We start from the raw sequence: 17,591 nt of genomic DNA, 5'->3' as shown, positions 1-17,591 counted from the left end.
TACTTTTCTTAATTTTTGCATGAAGATTTGCACAGTTTGCCTGAATTTGAGATTTTTGGCAAGTGCTAAAAGGCTCTAAGGATAACTATGTCAAGCCGTAAAGAACTATTTGAAATAAGAGAATCTAAGATTTTACAGACCGCTGAACAGCTGATTTTGGAGTCAGGAGAGGGCGATTTGACGTTAGACAGTCTTGCGCAGCATCTTGATTTGGCGAAAGGGACGCTTTATAAGCACTTCGCCAGTAAGGATGAGCTTTTGCTTAGAATCTTAATTCATCATGAGCATAAATTATTTATGATGAACAAGACCGCCGATGGTGCGGGTGCGGGTGTTGCGCGGATGGTCCTTCAGCAATTAAGGCTGCCGCAGCGTGCAATGCTGTTTAATCACATCGAGGAGCGACTTGCCAGCACATCATCCGGGCTGAATAAGATTTTTGCAGAATTGTACCAAATCCGACGCGAGCGAATGAAATGTATGCTTGAGATTGCAGAGACTTATCTGAATGAACAGCAGAGTGCCATGACCGTACGAGATTATATGGCGAGCATTTGGGCGATCGGACAGGGTGGGGCGGGACTGCTTAATTCTAGCTTCTATCAGAGATACCTTGGTAGTCGTGAGACTTTAAAATATGCGTTCGTCAAGCAGCTGCTTGATTTGCCAAAGTTGTACCCGCTAAGTGACGAACTTGATAGAGATGATGGTGCGGCAGATGGCTATACTAAGGGGAATTTGATACAGGGAAAAGATCAGTCAATCGCCAGTGAAATGCAAGACCAAAGCGCAGTAGGGTTTTAAATTTAGAATAAACAAAAGACGCAATGATTTTGCGTCTTTTGTTTATTTGGGGATTGATGCCAATTAAGATGCTTTATCGGCAGGTTGAACTGTCTGTTTGGGCACGTCTTTTTTTAGGATGCTTGCCATGTGGCGGTGGCGGAAGCTCTGTTTTTTCACAGTTTAGAGAATGAATTTTATCATTGATGGTAATAGATAGAACGCCCATGTCGCCTTTTTGGTGCCATTCGTATTTTGAAGTAGGATTGGTTTCGTTCACGAAACGCTTAACTGAACCTGTGGTTGCTGCCATCATCTCAAGACGAGTGTCGTTTAGATTCCAAGAGGGTGTATTAACTTTTAGCAATGCTTTATCTTGTCTAGGCAGCTGATGCACCATAACGGCTGCGTCTGACTCACATTGATAGGCTTGCAAATTACCTTTGCGCTTGCCATCTTTATGCTTGTGGTGCTTGTCACCATGCTTGTGATGGTCTTTCATGCCTTTATGAGCGTCATGTATTTCTCTGTGTGGATGGCCATCGACGGCTTAAGTGTTGTTGGTTGCACAACCTGTCATAACCATGGTAGAGACGATACCGCTTGCGATCAGTAGTTTATTCATGATAGTTTCCTTAAATGATAAGAAGTAAAATATATTTTGCTTTTAGGTCTAAATACTAATTCTAAATATTAATTCTAAATACTAATTCTAAATACTAATGAAGTCTTAAGACCTTAATTTATTCTATCCAAAAAATTCAGACATGATGTAATGCGTACAGGGAAAATTGTATGAGTGATGTGAAAAATTTTACCCATAAAATTGTAATTAAAGAAAGATGTTAGAATTGGGCAAAGTAGGAAATATCTTATGAAAAGGTGAGCGAGGTTCTCAGGTCGTGTCTTTAGTTTATCATGCGCATGATGATATTTGATGGTATAAAAAAGCGAGCCTTTTGGCTCGCTTTTTTAATGGTTGTATTGTTTACTTTGGTTCGCCTGTGCCTAGGTACATGCCGTCATCTTTAACCAGCGTTGGATGATCGGCGTCTTTAATGTTGGCACGCAGGATGAGATAGCCCACAACGCCAGAGATAAGTGATCCTAGGATGATACCCAGACGTGGGTCGTAATCGTCTGGAATGCCACCGAATGCTAGACCCGAGATGAATAACGACATGGTAAAACCAATGCCGCACAGCATAGATACGCCATAGATTTGTTTAATGTTCGTGCCGCTAGGCAGTGCCGCCAGCCCCAGCTTAAGCACAATAAACACAGGAAGCATGACGCCGATTTGTTTACCAATAAATAAGCCCAATGCAATCCCTAGAGGTACGCCGTGCATCAGTTCGCCCATGTTCGTACCAGCTAACGAGATACCAGCGTTGGCAAAGGCGAATAGTGGCAAAATACCAAAAGCAACCGTGTTATGTAAGTCGTGCTCTAGCTCCTCTAACGGTGAATGCTCAGGGTCTTTATTGTTGCGAAGTGGGATAAAGAACGCCAATAACACACCTGCCAATGTGGCATGAACTCCTGATTTTAACATCGCTACCCATAGGATAACGCCGATGAGAATGTAAGGGGTTAAGCGGACGACATTTAGACGGTTTAATAAGAATAAGAATGGCAAACAAACCGCGGCGACCGCTAGAGAGAAGAGTGATAATTCAGAAGTATAAAATAGTGCAATAATGATAATCGCGCCCAAGTCGTCAAAAATCGCAATGGAAACCAAGAATACCTTAAGCGCATTGGGTACTTTATTACCCAATAAGCTAAGCACACCAATGGCAAAGGCGATGTCGGTGGCGGTAGGGACTGCCCAGCCTTTCATGGCTTCTGCATCGCCATGATTAAGCCCAAAATATACCAAGGCAGGCGCCACCATGCCGCCCACCGCGCACAAGGCGGGGAGTATAATTTGTTTGATGTCCGACAGCTCGCCGATGAGCGCTTCACGTTTTAACTCAAGACCAACTAAAAAGAAAAATACTGCCATTAAGCCGTCATTAATCCAGTGGTGAGCGTCTTTGGCGATTTCAAAATCACCAATCTGAATGACAACCGGCGCATGAATAAATGCATTATATAGTTCAGATAAAGGTGAGTTGGCGACGAGCATTGCAAGTAAAGCAGCAAAGGCAAGCACAATACCGCCCGCAGCTTCCAACTCAAAAAAAGATTTTACTCGACTTATCGGCATGGTTATTGTCTCTTTTTTGGCTGTGAGTTTTGATTGATAAAATTAAAGCAATCTAGGAAATATATCATAAATACTAATGGGGTTAAAGGTTTTTTATTATTTTTGTGTTAAATCTTTGTAAGGAGTTGAGTGTTGGCTGTTTGAATTATTAATCTAGTATCAAGAAGTGTTTTAAAATAATTAATGGAGGTGCTGGGCTAATTACTTTATTTAAAGTAGTTTTTATAAATTGTATTTTGATTTTTGTGTCCTGATTAATTTAATTGTATTAATAATCTTTAACTATTGGCAATAATTCTACTCATTTTCTGAAAAATCTAGAATAAATGTGCAATTTTTTAATAAGAAAATTCTTTCTTATTTCTTGATAATATTTCTACATTAACTCTATTGTTAATATTTATTTAACAATGAACATTTGCGCATTAAAAAAATAACAATATAAATCAAAGTTCTGCAAGATTATTTCTAAAATATAATAAATTATGTCTATTTTAAACTAGACATTAATTCTTATTTTTAATTAGAATTATCTCAGCTTACTAAGTAAGTTATCCTAATGGTATTATTTAATTGATTTTACTTTATTAGGAGGTGATGTCTTTGGGACTTCATTTGAACAACAGGTAATCGCTAATTGTCTGTTGCGGGCGCATCATTAAGAATCTACACTCTAAGCAATAAGTGTGTAAATTTTTAGTGGGAATAATAGACTTAGTGACAATGATAAACACAAAAAGGTGTAATATGTCATTACAAACTCAACCTGCCAAGAAAGGATTTTGTGTTAAGCCTATAACATTGGCTTGCATGCTGGTAATTAGTGCTAGTAGTACGGTAAGTTATGCCAACTCAGCTCCAATGATTGTTGATTCACAGTACAATAGTTCTAAATACTCTTTCTACGATTACTATTTATATTTCCTTAAACGTTTTAGACCAATTCCAACTCCAGTGCCAAGCCCTGTGAGACCGGCTCCTGAACTTGTTCGTCCGACCCCAGGCCCGATTCCGGCTCCAACGCCTGTGCCAACACCGGCACCAATTAGTGGCGGTATATCAGGTAGCTATATTGCTCCAGTATCGCCAGCAGAGGTGAGACAGCCTGATTACACAAGACGCGTTCAAGACAATCTAAAACTCAACCAACCTGCACCAAGTGCTGGCACACGTACAGGTTATAGTGTCATGGATACGTCAAATAATTCTAATTTGACATCTAAACTTTATGGCACAACCGAAGATGGTTATGCTAAGCGTCTTGACAACCTAAAGAACACCATTGATACACGTCAAGCCAAAGTTGGTGTGATTGACACAGGCATCAATCGATTCAATAAAGACATGATTGGTGCTAATGTCAATGATACACAGATCAAGTGTGTGTCTTGGGGACTTGCAACCTGTTTCACACCAGAGAACGACTCAGGCATCATTGAAGCGGCAACCACTTCTGCCAGCGGCGACCATGGCAACCAAATGGCGGCTGTGATTGCGGGTAACAATGGCATGACCAATGCTAAGATCTATGGTAGTGATAGTGTTGACCACGCGTCTAATGGCGGTAATCAGTTCTTGATGATGCGTAAGCTAAATCAAGACCATGGTGTCAAGATTTTTAACAACTCTTGGGGTTATGACAACACTGACGAATGGTATTACGATGCTCAGCGCCTCAATTACAATCCTGCTACAGGACAGATTGATCCAGATCCTTACAGAACCAGTATTACCAATGCTGAAGTGAATTTGCCTGTCATTCATGATCTTATCATGAATCGTGATGCGCTTATCGTAAAAGCAACAGGTAACGAAGGCTTGAACGATGCTCATGATGAAAACCTAGCACCGCTCATGAACAGTAATTTCAAAAAAGGCTTCATTACTGTATCGTCACCGCATGAGGACTTTAACCAAGCTAATGACTGTGGTCGTACGGCTGAATGGTGCGTATCAGCAACATCATCTACCGAAAACTATGCCAACAATGGCAGATTGAGCAGCTATAAAGGCACATCGCCTGCAACTGCACGTGTGGCAGGTACGGCTGTATTGGTTCAATCCGCTTACCCATGGATGAAAAATGAAAACATCTCTCAGACCATCTTAGGTACTGCCAAAGACTTTGCAGAAATCGCTGCTAATTCACCGAATGGCTATCAGGGCCTAAGAAAAGTAAGCAGACTACCATCTGGCTACTACGGCGAATATTATGACGATGGTTATAACTACTACATTCCGGGCGATGTTGGTTGGGAAAACCGCCGTGTCATCAAAAACCACAATGGTAAGAACATCACTTGGCAAGATGGTTGGGGTCTGTTAGATCCAGAGGCAGCTACCAAGGGTTATGGTGGTTTCTATTGGGATAATGTAGAGCTTGACACCAAAGGCACACCGCTGTCAGTATTCTACAACGATCTAAAAGGTGATAAAGGTTTCACCAAAAAAGGCGGGGGTAAACTTGTCTTTATAGGTAACAACAGCCATAAAGGCGACTCTATCATCGAAGGCGGTTCGCTAGAAATCAACGGCAACAATGTTAATTCTACCATGGTCGTTAAAGGTGGCGAGCTAACAGGTTATGGTAATGTAGCCAACGTTCGTCAAACAGGCGGCTGGGTGAATAACGAAGGCAACCTAAACATCAAAGGCGACTACGAAGTTAACACTCAGCGTGGCGTGGATGCAGGCTTTAAAGCTCAGTTTGGTAACATGGTTACTGTAGATGGTAAAGCCAAACTTGGCGGTACGCTAAATCTTACTGGCGAGACCGAAGATGGCATCATCAGCAAATCAGGCAGCCGTAGCACTGTACTTCGTGCTAAGCGTGGCCTTGAAAGTCAATTTGACAATTATCGTTCAAGCAACCCATTATTTGAAGTAACAAATGTTGAATATACGCCAGAAGTAGACAGAAATGGCAGAGTGGTAGGTGACTTACGCACGAACAATGACGTGCAAGTAACTGCCAAACGTCTAAGTGCAGGCAATGTTGCTCGTAGCGTTAGCTTGACAGACAGCGGTAGCCGTGTGGCGGACAATCTTGATAAGGTGCTTATCGACCTGGATGCTAGACAAGAAACACAAGGTTCACTGACCAGTGATGAGAAGCAATTTGCTAACCGTGTATTCACTGGTTTTGAAAACATGAATTCTGGTGCAGAATCTAAACTTTCTACAGTAAGCACCAACCGTGAACTATACAAGCTTGACCCAACTTTCTATGCTGACAGTGCATTAAACGCAGTAGAAGACAGTGCTAACCATGCAACCGAATTTGGTAAGCGTGTTAGCGCCCCAAGAGGTGTTTGGGGTAATATCAGTCACCATGATTATGATGTAGAACTAGAGCATGCCACAAGTGCACGTAAAGGCAACAACATTAGTGTTGGTGCAAGCACTCAAACTGCAGCCGACATTAGTGTTGGTGCACAGCTTGATGTGGGCAATCTTGATTTGTCAGAATCTGTTTATGGTATTGGCAACAGCACTAAGACTGACAGCATCGGTCTGACCGTTGGTGCTTCTAAGAAGTTGGGTGATGCCTATCTATCAGGTTGGGTAAAAGGTGCCAAAGTTGATACAGAAGCCAGCCGTGGTGAAAACTCTAACAAAGTTGAGTACAATGGTAAGCTATATGGTGCTGGCATCCAAGCAGGTACAAACATTGGTACTGCATCGGGCGTGAGTGTACAACCTTATGCCTTTGTTAACCATCAGCAGTACAAAAACGATGGTAGCTTCAATGACGGTCTTAACATTGTTAACGACGTCAAAGCAAACCAAACCCAAGTAGGCGTGGGTGCTGATATGGTGTTCCAAGCGACTCCAGCACTACAGTTGACCGGTGGTTTGCAATTGGCTCACGCTGTTAGCCGTGACACCGAGCTAAATGCTCAATATGTAGGCACATCAACAGACCTAAGCTACGGCACTTGGAACACTGACAAGACCAAATGGCTAGCCAAAGTTGGTGCTAGCTATAGCGTAACGCCAAACAGCCAAGTAGGTTTGAATTATAGCTATACTGGCAGCGGTGATTCAGATGCTTCTCAGGTAGGTCTAAGCTTCACCAGCAAGTTCTAATCGACTAAGATAACAAAAAACAGCACAATTTCGGTTGTGCTGTTTTTCTTGATTTTCAAATATCAACAATCAAGAATCCCACGCTGCTTTATCCAACGTATTTTCTTGTTTGGCAACAGTTACCACCCCTGCGATGTCACCCCCAACGTTTAGGGCGGTGCGTCCCATATCAAGCAAGGCATCAACGCCCAAAATCATGCCATAGGCAATCGCCACCGCCGAGCCAGCTTCCACAGGCAAGCCAATGGATTCTAGCACCATAAGTAGCATAATTGCCCCTGCCCCTGGCACACCTGCTGTCCCAATCGCCCCAAGCACGGCAGTCATCGTGATGGTCAGCATTTGCGAGCCGTCAAGCGGTACACCCACCGCATTGGCGATAAAAATCGCACACACGCCAAGATATACAGTCGTGCCGTCCATGTTCATCGTCGAGCCGACAGGTAAGCCAAAGCTATAAATGTTCTTAGGCACGCCCATGTTTTGCGACGACTGGATAGACACAGGCAAGGTTGCCCCTGATGAGCGGGTTACAAAGCCTGTGATAAGGGCAGGGCGAGCTTTTTTCAAAAAGACAAGTGGGGAGAGCTTCATCAACGCACAAATCACGCAGTACACCAGTAGGATTTGCATGATAAAGCCGACATAAACGGTTGCTGTAACGCTTGCCAAAGAGCCAAAAGCGGTTGCTCCATTTTTTGAAAAAACAATAAAAATCAACGCAAACACGCCAATCGGAGCGTACTGCATGACCCAGCCGACAATCTTAAACATCGCTTGGCTAACCCCGTCCACAAAATAAAACACGGTATCCGAGCTTTTTTTGACATTCTCATCATCGCTATCACGCCCAAAGGCAAGGGCGATGCCAAATATCAAACAAAAGAAAATCATGGGCAAAACTTGACCGCTACTAATCACACCGATTGGGTTCGTGGGGACGATTTCAAGCAGGATTTGAAGCATGCTTGGGGCTTCGGCGGTTTTGCCTTCGCTTGCGGTGTCGGCGATGAGTTCTAGCCCCAAACCAGGGTTAAAGAGCTTGCCCACGCCAAGCCCGATAATAATGGCAAAAATGGACGTAATGGTATAATAAATGAGTGTTTTTATGCCGATACGCCCAAGCTGGGCAGGCGTGATTGAGCTTGCCCCCACGATGAGCGTGGACGCAATGACAGGAATGACAATCATCTTTAACAGACGAATGAACAGCTCGCCAATGGGCGATAAAATGCTAATGGCGGTTTGGGCATTTTGAAAAATGATACCGCAAATTGAGCCTAGGATTAAGCCGATTAGGATTCTTAATAATAAGTTTGGCTTAAAATACCATGAAAAAAGTTTTGACATTGAAATGCCCTGTGTGAATGATAACTAAAAATAACAAAAATTTGCGTATTTTAACATAAAAAGTATTTTTTGGAATAAACTATGATAAAATAAGTTTTTGTGATAAAACTTAAAATAAAGGCAATTTATGGAGCTCACCACTCAGCTTATTTCCATACTCTTTTTTGTGGCACTCATGGCGGGATTTATTGATGCCATGGCAGGCGGGGGTGGACTTTTGACCATTCCTGCCTTGCTTTTGACAGGCATGAATCCTGTGGCGGTGCTTGCCACTAACAAATTACAAGCCTGTGCAGGGTCATTCTCGGCAAGTGTTACCATGATAAAAAAGGGGCTTATTCATCCTAAGATGATGAAAATTGCCTTACTCTTTGCCTTTGTTGGCTCAGTGGTGGGGACAATTTTAGTACAGCTCTCGCCACCTGAATTTTTACAAAAGGCATTGCCCTTTGTCATCGGGGCGGTGGGGATTTATACACTGTTTAGCCCCAATTTAGGTAAGCTAGAGACCACGCCCAAAATGAGTCAAAAGTTATATGAACGTACTATCGCTCCACTCATCGGGCTGTATGACGGCTATTTTGGACCGGGGACGGGGACGTTTTTTAGTCTGTCGCAGGTTGTGCTTCGTGGACGTGATTTGGTGCAAGCCACCGCTCGAGCCAAGCTGTTAAATTTTGCGACCAACATTGCGTCTTTGATTTTCTTTATTCTAGGTGGTCAAGTGGTGTGGGTTGTGGGGCTTGTCATGATGGCAGGGCAGCTAGTCGGAGCGTATCTGGGCTCGCACATGGTCGTTAAGGGCGGGGCGAAATTTATCCGTCCTGTGATTGTGGTGGTGTGCTTTTGCATGGTGGCAAAATTGGTTTGGGGGTAATTATAAGTGCGAATGATATGACGAGATATGCTTTGCTGCTGCGCGGTGTGAATATGATGGGCAAAAATACCCCAGTCATGAGTCGATTCGTTCAGGATCTGACAGGGCTTGGGCTATATAATATCAGCCATTATATTAATAGTGGTAATGTGTTTTTTGATAGTAATAGGGCTGTGGTTGATTTATATGCTTGTATTCAAGAGTGCTTAGCAGAAAATCATGGCTTGGGTGTGGATTTTGTTTTGGTGTCGTCAGATGTTTTACATGACGAATGGCGTAATTTACCAGCTTTTTGGCATGATGATAATCTAAAAAAAGAAGTGCTATTTTTTATGCCAAACTTCGATGTTGATGGTTTTGTTGCCTCGTCGAGCGATTGGCAGTTAAAGAATGGGTGTTTGTATATTGGCAGAACCGCTATTTTTTGGGCGAGTGCTAAGAATGGTGGTGTTTATCGGCATGAGATGATCAAACCAAAACTATTGAAAAACCTAAGCATCAAAAATGCTAAAACCTTTAATGCAATTTTTGACTTTTTGTAATGATGGTGTTTAAGTTTTGGCATCGGTTGGGTTTTTTAGTATAATGAACCACTTTATCTCAAAATATGCCAAATCTCATGAATGCTCTCAGCACTCCCAAAATCCTACTTGCCATAACAGGCGGTATCTCCGCCTATAAATCCGCCATCCTTGCTCGCTTACTTATGAAAGCAGGTTGCAGTGTGCGTGTGATGATGACGGATGGGGCGTGCGAGTTTATCACGCCTTTGACCTTGCAAGCCTTGACAGGCAACGAGGTTCACACCAAATTGCTGGACGATGAAGCCGAACGTGGCATGGGGCATATTGAGCTTGCTAAATGGGCGGACATGGTTGTCATCGCCCCTGCCAGTGCCAACACGATTGGCAAGCTCGCCCACGGACTTGCTGACAACCTTGTAACTACCGTTGCTCTTGCCACCGCCGCCCCCATTGTCATCGTCCCTGCCATGAATCAGGCGATGTACGCCCACGCCATTGTCCAAGACAATCTTGCCAAACTTACCCGTTTTGGCTACACCGTGCTGACCCCCGATAGCGGTGAGCAGGCGTGTGGTGATGTGGGGTTAGGGCGATTGCCTGAGCCTGATGATTTGTGCGAGCGGATTTTGACGCTCCTTGCCAAACGCCAAACGCCCCAAGCCTTACACGGCAAAAAAGTCGTCATCACCGCAGGGGCGACCATTGAAGCCATTGACCCCGTGCGATTTTTATCCAACCATTCCACTGGCAAAATGGGCTTTGCCATTGCTCGGGCGTGTGTGAACGCAGGGGCGGACGTTACCCTGGTGGCAGGGCGGGCAGTGCATTTGCCAACCCCTTTTGGGGCAAAACGGCTGACGGTTGGCAATGCCAATGATATGCTCACCGCCTGCCAGTCGGTGATGACGAACGACAGCGACACCATTTTCATCGCCACCGCTGCCGTGGCGGATTATAAGGTCAAGAGCATCGCCACCCAAAAAATCAAAAAAACGTCCGACCAAGACGGCTTGACCTTAGAGCTTATCAAAAACCCCGACATTTTGGCAACGATGAGCCACACCTTTCCAAGCGCTATCATGGTAGGTTTTGCTGCCGAGACCCAAGACACCGAAAATTACGCTCGCACCAAACTTACCGCCAAAAATTTGGACATGATAGCGGTCAATGACGTATCGGACAAAAGTATCGGCTTTGGTTCGGACAATAACGCCATGACGGTGTTTTTTGCCGAGAGGTATGGCAGGGACAAGCTGGTCTTGGATAAAGACAGTAAAGACAATATCGCAGCACGCATCGTTGATGCCATTGGTGGCGTGTTGGGTCGTTAGACGATGAGAGCGCTAAGCCTTGAGATCTGGATTTTTGCGCTATTTTTGGTGGCGAGTATTCTGCATGGCATTGCAGGCATGGGCTTTCCGCTTGTCACGATCGGCGCGCTTAGCTCGCCATTTGGTCTGACCGATGCGATCATCATCGTGTTGGTGCCAACCGCGGTGCTCAATCTCATCGCTTGGATCAGTGGTCAAGGCAGCGCTTGGTATAACTTCACACATTATCTCAAGAAATACTGGGCGCTCATCGTCGTGTCTGTCATCGGCAGTGCGCTTGGAGCTTATCTGCTGTTGGTAATGAATTCTGCCTATCTGATGCTGGCATTATCGGTGGCGGTGCTTTGGTATGCCATCACAAGCCTGATGGGTAAAAAAATTGTCCTGCCTGATACTTTAGGTTCGCTCATCACTATTGGCTTTATCGCGGGGGTGATCGGCGGTGCAACGAATGCGATGTCGTCCGTGCTCTTGATGTACCTACTTTCAATGACCGATGATAAGGACACGATTATCAAGGTCGGTAATTTGTGTTATTTTGTCAATAAGCTCGTGCAGTTCGTCGTGCTAAAAGACATTATTTTCACCGTTCCTGCGCAGACGTGGGGTGTGATTGGTGTATTGACGGTGCTGTCTGTGATTGGCATCATCATCGGCGGCCGACTGGGTGGGTATCTGCCTAAGGATAAATTCCGTTTGATGATTTTGGTGATTTTGCTATTATTAGGTATTAAAGTTGGCTGGCAGGGTGTTGGTATGCTTATGACGGGCCAATATTAGATGTGAATTGTGATTATTGAGTCATTTATAGATTAAAATGAAAAGAGAGTTGTTATGAATAATAAATTCACCACGCCATCAGATCGTGCTTGGCAGGCAACGTACCATGAGCATGGGCTAAATATTGATTTTTCATTGCCTGACGGCGTGCAGAGTCTGCCTGATTTTTTTGAGCGTAATTTTAGTCGTCATGCCAAGCAGCCTGTTCTGACCTTCATGGGTAAGACCATCAGCTATCACGACCTGGATATGTATAGCCGTCAGATGGCGGCCTATTTGCAGTCGTTAGGACTGGAGAGGGGTGATAAAGTTGCTGTCATGATGCCAAACGTACCGCAGTATTTGGTTACGATGATGGCAATCGTGCGAGCAGGCTTTGTGTTGGTGAATGTCAATCCGCTGTACACCGCGCACGAGCTTGAACATCAGCTAAAAGACGCTGAAGTTAAGGTTTTGTTTATTATTGAGAATTTTGCTAAGACATTTGAGAAGGTAAAAGACAAAGGGCAGATTCGCCATGTTATCACCACAGGTGTGGGCGACATGTTGGGTCTAAAAGGCATCATGGTCAATGCCGTCGTGCGCCATGTCAAAAAAATGGTACCAAGCTATCATATCGAAGGTGCGGTCAGATTTAACGATGCGTTAAATCAAGTCTCAGCATCTCGCTATGTTCGACCCAGCTTGTCCCTTGATGATGTGGCTATTTTGCAGTACACCGGTGGCACGACAGGCGTGGCAAAGGGCGCGATGCTTACTCATGGTAATGTCATCTCGAACGTCGAGCAGTGCATGACCTATGTGGAGAAAGGATTTGAAAAGCCTTATCAGCATGGCGATTATATGGCGGTGGCATTGCCGCTTTATCATATTTTTTCGTTCATGGTGACCTTGCTTGGCATGAATATGGGCATGGCGATGCTGCTGATTCCTAATGCGCGTGATTTGGACGATTTGACTAAGCAATTCGCCAAATACAAGCCCGTATTCTTCCCTGCGGTGAATACGCTGTTTAATGCACTTGCCAACCATAAGGACTTTCAAAAACTTGACCATTCTCGTCTCAAGGTCTCATTGGGTGGCGGCATGTCAGTACTGCCTAGCACAGCTGAGGCGTGGGAGCGCATGACGGGCAATTACATCATTGAAGGTTATGGGCTGTCTGAGACGTCGCCTGTATTGACCTTTAATCCGCTTGGGCAATACACGGGCAAAATCGGCATTCCTTTTCCTGCAACCGACATCATTCTGCTGGACGATGACGGCAATGAAGTGGCGATGGGCGAGGCGGGTGAGATTTGTGCCAAAGGCCCGCAGGTCATGAAAGGCTACTGGAAGCGCGATGACGAGACCGAGAAAGTCATGACGAAAGATGGCTATTTCCGCACAGGCGACATCGGTGTCATGGATGAACGCGGTTATTTTAAAATCGTCGATCGCAAAAAAGACATGATCTTGGTATCAGGATTTAATGTCTATCCTAATGAAGTCGAAGAAGTGATCGCTGCTCACCCTAAAGTGCTTGAGTGTGGCGTCATCGGCGTGTCTGATGAGCACAGCGGTGAGGTGGTTAAAGTCTTTGTGGTAAAAAAAGACGACACGCTTAGCGAAAAAGACATCAAAGCGTGGGCGAAGCAGCAGCTGACAGGTTATAAACGCCCAAAACAAGTGAAATTCGTCACCGAATTACCAAAATCTAACGTGGGTAAAATCCTACGCAAAGAGCTAAGATTGCTCGATCAATCGTAACAAAAGTAGATTTTGATTTTAAAAGCATGACCGACAGGGCTGTACTTTTATTTTTTTGAATTGATTTTGCATAAAATATCAAAAAATTGATTGGAAAAGTGGTAAAAATGTTGTATGTTATAAACCATCTGTTAACGGATAAATCAGCGCGCTGATGAGTAAATACATAAATAGTTAAAAGGAAATTAATGCCATGACAGCAACGAATTTTAGCATTCCTTCAGATCGCCCTTGGATCCAGACTTATGCAGAAGAAGGGCTTGAGCTGCATTTGGATTTGACAAGTCACATTCATTCGCTCGTTGATGCGTTTGAGGAGAGCTTTGCCAAGCATGGCAATAAGATTGCCTATACGTGCATGGGTGCATCCATCACCTATAAAGAGCTTGATGATTATAGTCGTCAGATGGCGGCATATTTACAGTCGTTAGGGCTTGCCAAGGGCAATAAAGTTGCAGTCATGATGCCAAACATTCTGCAATACCCGATTGCGATGATTGGTGTTATCCGAGCGGGTCTGACCCTAGTGAATGTCAATCCGCTGTACACCGCGCATGAGCTTGAGCATCAGCTTAAGGACAGCGAGGCAGATGCACTGGTCATCGTGGAGAATTTTGCGCATACTTTTGAGAAAGTCAGAGATAAAGGCAGAGTTAAGCACGTCATCGTTGCGACGCTTGGCGACATGTTAGGATTTAAAGGCTTTATCGTCAATGCGGTGGTGCGCCACATCAAAAAAATGGTACCCGCTTGGAACATTCCAAACCACACCACCTTCAAAGACGCGTTAAACAGTGTATCGGCCAGCCGCTATGAGCGCCCGACACTCACGTTAGACGACATCGCGGTATTGCAGTACACGGGCGGTACGACAGGCGTGGCCAAGGGGGCGATGCTTACCCATGCCAATTTGATCGCGAACGTCAAGCAGTGCCTGACCTTTGTGAATAAGATTTTCCCAGATTCTGAGGATTTGACTGGCAAATACATCGCTGTCGCCTTGCCACTTTATCATATTTTCTCATTTACGGCGTGCGGCCTTTTGGGTATGAAGATGGGCTTTAGTCAGCTTTTGATCACCAACCCTAGAGATTTTGCGGCTGTGACTAAGGACTTTGCTAAATATAAGCCTGTATTCTTCCCTGCGGTAAATACGCTGTTCAATGCGTTGGCGCATCATGAGGGATTCCGCGCGCTTGATCACACGAACCTACGATTGTCACTTGGTGGCGGTATGTCGGTGCTGCCTAGCACAGCGGCTGAGTGGGAGAAGCTTACGGGGAATTATATCGCCGAGGGCTATGGTCTGTCTGAGACATCGCCTGTGCTAACATTGAATCCACCAGGTGGCTATACGGGTAAGATCGGTCTGCCATTCCCAGATACTGACATTATTCTGCTTGGTGATGATGATAATGAAGTGGCGCTTGGTGAGGCGGGTGAGATTTGTGCCAAAGGTCCGCAGGTCATGAAAGGCTACTGGAAGCGCGATGACGAGACTGAGAAAGTCATGACGAAAGATGGCTATTTTCGCACAGGCGATATCGGCGTCATGGACGAAAAAGGCTTCATCAAAATCGTCGATCGCAAAAAAGACATGATCTTGGTATCAGGCTTTAATGTCTATCCTAATGAAGTCGAAGAAGTGATCGCTGCTCACCCTAAAGTGCTGGAGTGTGGCGTCATCGGCGTGTCTGATGAGCACAGTGGTGAGGCGGTCAAGGTATTCATCGTCAAAAAAGACGAAACTTTAACCGACAAAGAAGTCAAAGCATGGGCCAAAGAGCACTTAACTGGCTATAAGCGCCCCAAACTCATCGAATTTATTGATGAGCTGCCTAAGTCGAATGTCGGTAAGATTCTGCGTAAAGATTTGCGCGCTCTTGAGAAAAAAAATATCACCTAGTACAGAAACCATCAACAAAAGACTTGCCTAGCAGGTCTTTTTGTTTTGTGTTATTGATGATAACTTGTTAAAATGGCACTAATTTTAATCATTCATCAATCTAGGAATTTATATGCGTAATGATGGCCGTCAATTAAACGAACTTCGTCCAGTGTCGTTCGTCCGTAATTATACCAAGCATGCTGAAGGTTCGGTTTTGGTAAGCTTTGGTGATACCAAGGTACTGTGCACGGCAAGTGTTGAGGCAGGCGTGCCGCGCTGGCTAAAAGGTCAGGGTCAGGGCTGGCTCACGGCTGAATACGGCATGCTGCCACGCGCCACCGGCACGCGCACGCAGCGTGAAGCCGCTCGTGGCAAGCAATCAGGACGAACCCAAGAGATTCAGCGTCTTATCGGGCGTTCTCTGCGCGCGATGCTGGATCTAAAAAAGCTTGGTGAGAACACCATTTACATTGATTGCGATGTGATTCAGGCTGATGGCGGCACGCGCACAGCCAGCATCACAGGCGCAGCAATCGCGCTTATCGATGCGCTAGAGAGCTTGCAGCGCAATAAGAAACTAACCCAAGATCCATTGCTTGGGCTTGTGGCGGCAGTATCGGTTGGCATCAAGGATGGCAAGGCTTATCTAGACCTTGATTATTCAGAGGATTCTACCTGCGATACGGATTTGAATGTGGTCATGACACAGGCGGGCGGATTTATTGAGATCCAAGGAACGGCAGAGGATAAGCCGTTCACTCGTGATGAGGCGGATGCGATGTTGGCACTTGCTGATTCAGGCATCCGCTCACTGATCGACGCTCAACAAAAGGCGCTGGGCTGGTGATGCAAGTTCTAGATGACGGTGTATCGATTACATTGACGGGCAAGGACAGCGATCCGTTATTCTTGTGGGCGAGTGGCATGCTTGTCTTTGCGCTCATCGTGGCGGTCATTTGTTTTACCATGCCTGTGCCTTATGCCATCGGTTCGGTGGCGATTTGGGCGGTTTTGATGTATTTTTTTAATCAAAGAAAACACGCCACCAAAACCCAAAAGCGATACGCCAGAGGTGTTCTTATTGCCAAAAATCGCCATCTGACCATCAACGGCATGGGAATGTTGTTAAGCGATGATGTTCGAATTGATGTCAATGGCGACAGCCTTGTGGTATCTGACAGGGGAATGACCCATAGATTCTTGGGGTTTGAAGATGAGCGCGAGATCGCCATCGCTAAGGCGGTGTTAATGGGTCAGAAAGTGGCTAGGCGCAATGCCAACATTACCCTGAATGAAGGTGGTGAATAAATTAAAAAGAGATGTTATCACCATAGAGTATTGTAAAATCTCTAATCTGATCGCTTGTTTATACATAAACGCGGTGTCGGTGTTGTTATGAAACGACCCCGACACCGCGTTTAGGTTTGTGCTTTTCTAGGGTAATTCTAGAGTGAGCGCAGGCTTTACTAACTGTGATCTTGGATGCCAAGATCTTCGCTGGCGACAAGCGGTCAGTGATAACATGCTTTTTATATTCGCATCTAGAATATTAAAAAGGCTTTACCACCACCAAAATCACCACCGCAATCAGGATAAATACAGGAATCTCGTTAAACCATCGCCAATAGACGTGGGTTTTTAGTTTGGGGTTATCAGCGAGACGAAGACGAAAGCGACCGCATATCAGGTGGTAGATGGTGAGCAGGATGACGAGTGTAATCTTGGTATGTAGCCAGCCTTGGGTCTTATAGATTTGCCAATTCATGATGACCATAGACAGCCCAAGGATCCATGTCGCCATCATGGATGGATTCATGATGCCGCGATATAGTTTGCGCTCCATGATGGTGAAGCGTTCTTGGCTGATCTTGTCATCGCTCATGGCATGATAGACGAACAGTCGAGGCAAATAAAAAATCCCCGCAAACCAGCAAACCATCGCAATGATGTGAAATGCTTTTATGTATTCGAACATGGCGCTATCCCACCCAATAAAAAAGTGGCATTA

Annotated in this window: 14 protein-coding genes; 10 read left to right on the top strand and 4 right to left on the bottom strand. The window is 45.0% G+C overall.

Annotated elements, in window-relative coordinates; translation table 11 throughout:
• Positions 1 to 87: 87 nt before the first annotated feature.
• On the top strand, positions 88 to 804 hold the full coding sequence (locus AAX10_RS07100; protein WP_080702204.1) for a TetR/AcrR family transcriptional regulator: 717 nt from the start codon (positions 88 to 90) through the stop codon (positions 802 to 804).
• 73 nt (positions 805 to 877) lie between these two features.
• Here AAX10_RS07100 and AAX10_RS07095 read toward each other — a convergent pair whose 3' ends face one another.
• Positions 878 to 1,285, bottom strand: coding sequence for an MliC family protein (locus tag AAX10_RS07095; RefSeq protein WP_046700239.1), 408 nt, complete (start codon positions 1,283 to 1,285; stop codon positions 878 to 880).
• Between the two features lie 486 nt (positions 1,286 to 1,771).
• Positions 1,772 to 2,995, bottom strand: a complete 1,224-nt coding sequence (nhaA, locus tag AAX10_RS07090; protein WP_036365493.1) for a Na+/H+ antiporter NhaA — start codon at positions 2,993 to 2,995, stop codon at positions 1,772 to 1,774.
• Positions 2,996 to 3,961: 966 nt separating this feature from the next.
• Between nhaA and AAX10_RS07085 the strand changes: the two genes are divergently transcribed.
• Positions 3,962 to 7,084, top strand: coding sequence for a S8 family serine peptidase (locus AAX10_RS07085; protein WP_149038873.1), 3,123 nt, complete (start codon positions 3,962 to 3,964; stop codon positions 7,082 to 7,084).
• Positions 7,085 to 7,153: 69 nt separating this feature from the next.
• Here the strand turns inward: AAX10_RS07085 and AAX10_RS07080 are convergent, their stop codons facing one another.
• A complete protein-coding gene (locus AAX10_RS07080) occupies positions 7,154 to 8,434 on the bottom strand; it encodes a dicarboxylate/amino acid:cation symporter (RefSeq protein WP_046700237.1) in 1,281 nt (426 codons plus the stop codon).
• Between the two features lie 127 nt (positions 8,435 to 8,561).
• Here AAX10_RS07080 and AAX10_RS07075 point away from each other — a divergent pair, with 127 nt between their 5' ends.
• The 8 genes from AAX10_RS07075 to AAX10_RS07040 all read left to right on the top strand — a co-directional run bounded on the left by AAX10_RS07075 (position 8,562) and on the right by AAX10_RS07040 (position 16,891).
• Positions 8,562 to 9,311, top strand: a complete 750-nt coding sequence (locus AAX10_RS07075) for a TSUP family transporter (RefSeq protein WP_046700236.1) — start codon at positions 8,562 to 8,564, stop codon at positions 9,309 to 9,311.
• A gap of 17 nt (positions 9,312 to 9,328) precedes the next feature.
• The gene (locus AAX10_RS07070; RefSeq protein ID WP_046700235.1) at positions 9,329 to 9,853 is read left to right on the top strand and encodes a DUF1697 domain-containing protein; all 525 of its coding nucleotides are present in this window, start codon (positions 9,329 to 9,331) and stop codon (positions 9,851 to 9,853) included.
• 65 nt (positions 9,854 to 9,918) lie between these two features.
• Positions 9,919 to 11,166, top strand: a complete 1,248-nt coding sequence (gene coaBC / locus AAX10_RS07065) for a bifunctional phosphopantothenoylcysteine decarboxylase/phosphopantothenate--cysteine ligase CoaBC (protein WP_046700234.1) — start codon at positions 9,919 to 9,921, stop codon at positions 11,164 to 11,166.
• 3 nt (positions 11,167 to 11,169) lie between these two features.
• Entirely contained in the window at positions 11,170 to 11,946 is a 777-nt protein-coding gene (locus tag AAX10_RS07060) for a sulfite exporter TauE/SafE family protein (protein WP_046700233.1), read from the top strand.
• A 54-nt stretch (positions 11,947 to 12,000) separates the two neighbouring features.
• A complete protein-coding gene (locus tag AAX10_RS07055) occupies positions 12,001 to 13,695 on the top strand; it encodes an AMP-binding protein (RefSeq protein WP_046700232.1) in 1,695 nt (564 codons plus the stop codon).
• A 193-nt stretch (positions 13,696 to 13,888) separates the two neighbouring features.
• Positions 13,889 to 15,601, top strand: coding sequence for an AMP-binding protein (locus tag AAX10_RS07050; protein ID WP_046700231.1), 1,713 nt, complete (start codon positions 13,889 to 13,891; stop codon positions 15,599 to 15,601).
• Positions 15,602 to 15,713: 112 nt separating this feature from the next.
• Entirely contained in the window at positions 15,714 to 16,430 is a 717-nt protein-coding gene (gene rph / locus AAX10_RS07045; protein ID WP_046698488.1) for a ribonuclease PH, read from the top strand.
• Positions 16,430 to 16,891, top strand: coding sequence for a hypothetical protein (locus AAX10_RS07040; protein WP_046700230.1), 462 nt, complete (start codon positions 16,430 to 16,432; stop codon positions 16,889 to 16,891). Before rph ends, AAX10_RS07040 begins: the two co-directional genes overlap by 1 nt.
• A gap of 241 nt (positions 16,892 to 17,132) precedes the next feature.
• Here AAX10_RS07040 and hemJ read toward each other — a convergent pair whose 3' ends face one another.
• A complete protein-coding gene (gene hemJ / locus AAX10_RS07035; RefSeq protein ID WP_046700229.1) occupies positions 17,133 to 17,558 on the bottom strand; it encodes a protoporphyrinogen oxidase HemJ in 426 nt (141 codons plus the stop codon).
• Positions 17,559 to 17,591 lie beyond the last annotated feature (33 nt).

It is taken from the genome of Moraxella bovoculi (genome assembly GCF_000988745.2).
Taxonomy (GTDB): domain Bacteria; phylum Pseudomonadota; class Gammaproteobacteria; order Pseudomonadales; family Moraxellaceae; genus Moraxella; species Moraxella bovoculi.
Note: the sequence above shows the minus strand (reverse complement) of the source record. Positions and strands in the feature narration are given on the sequence as shown.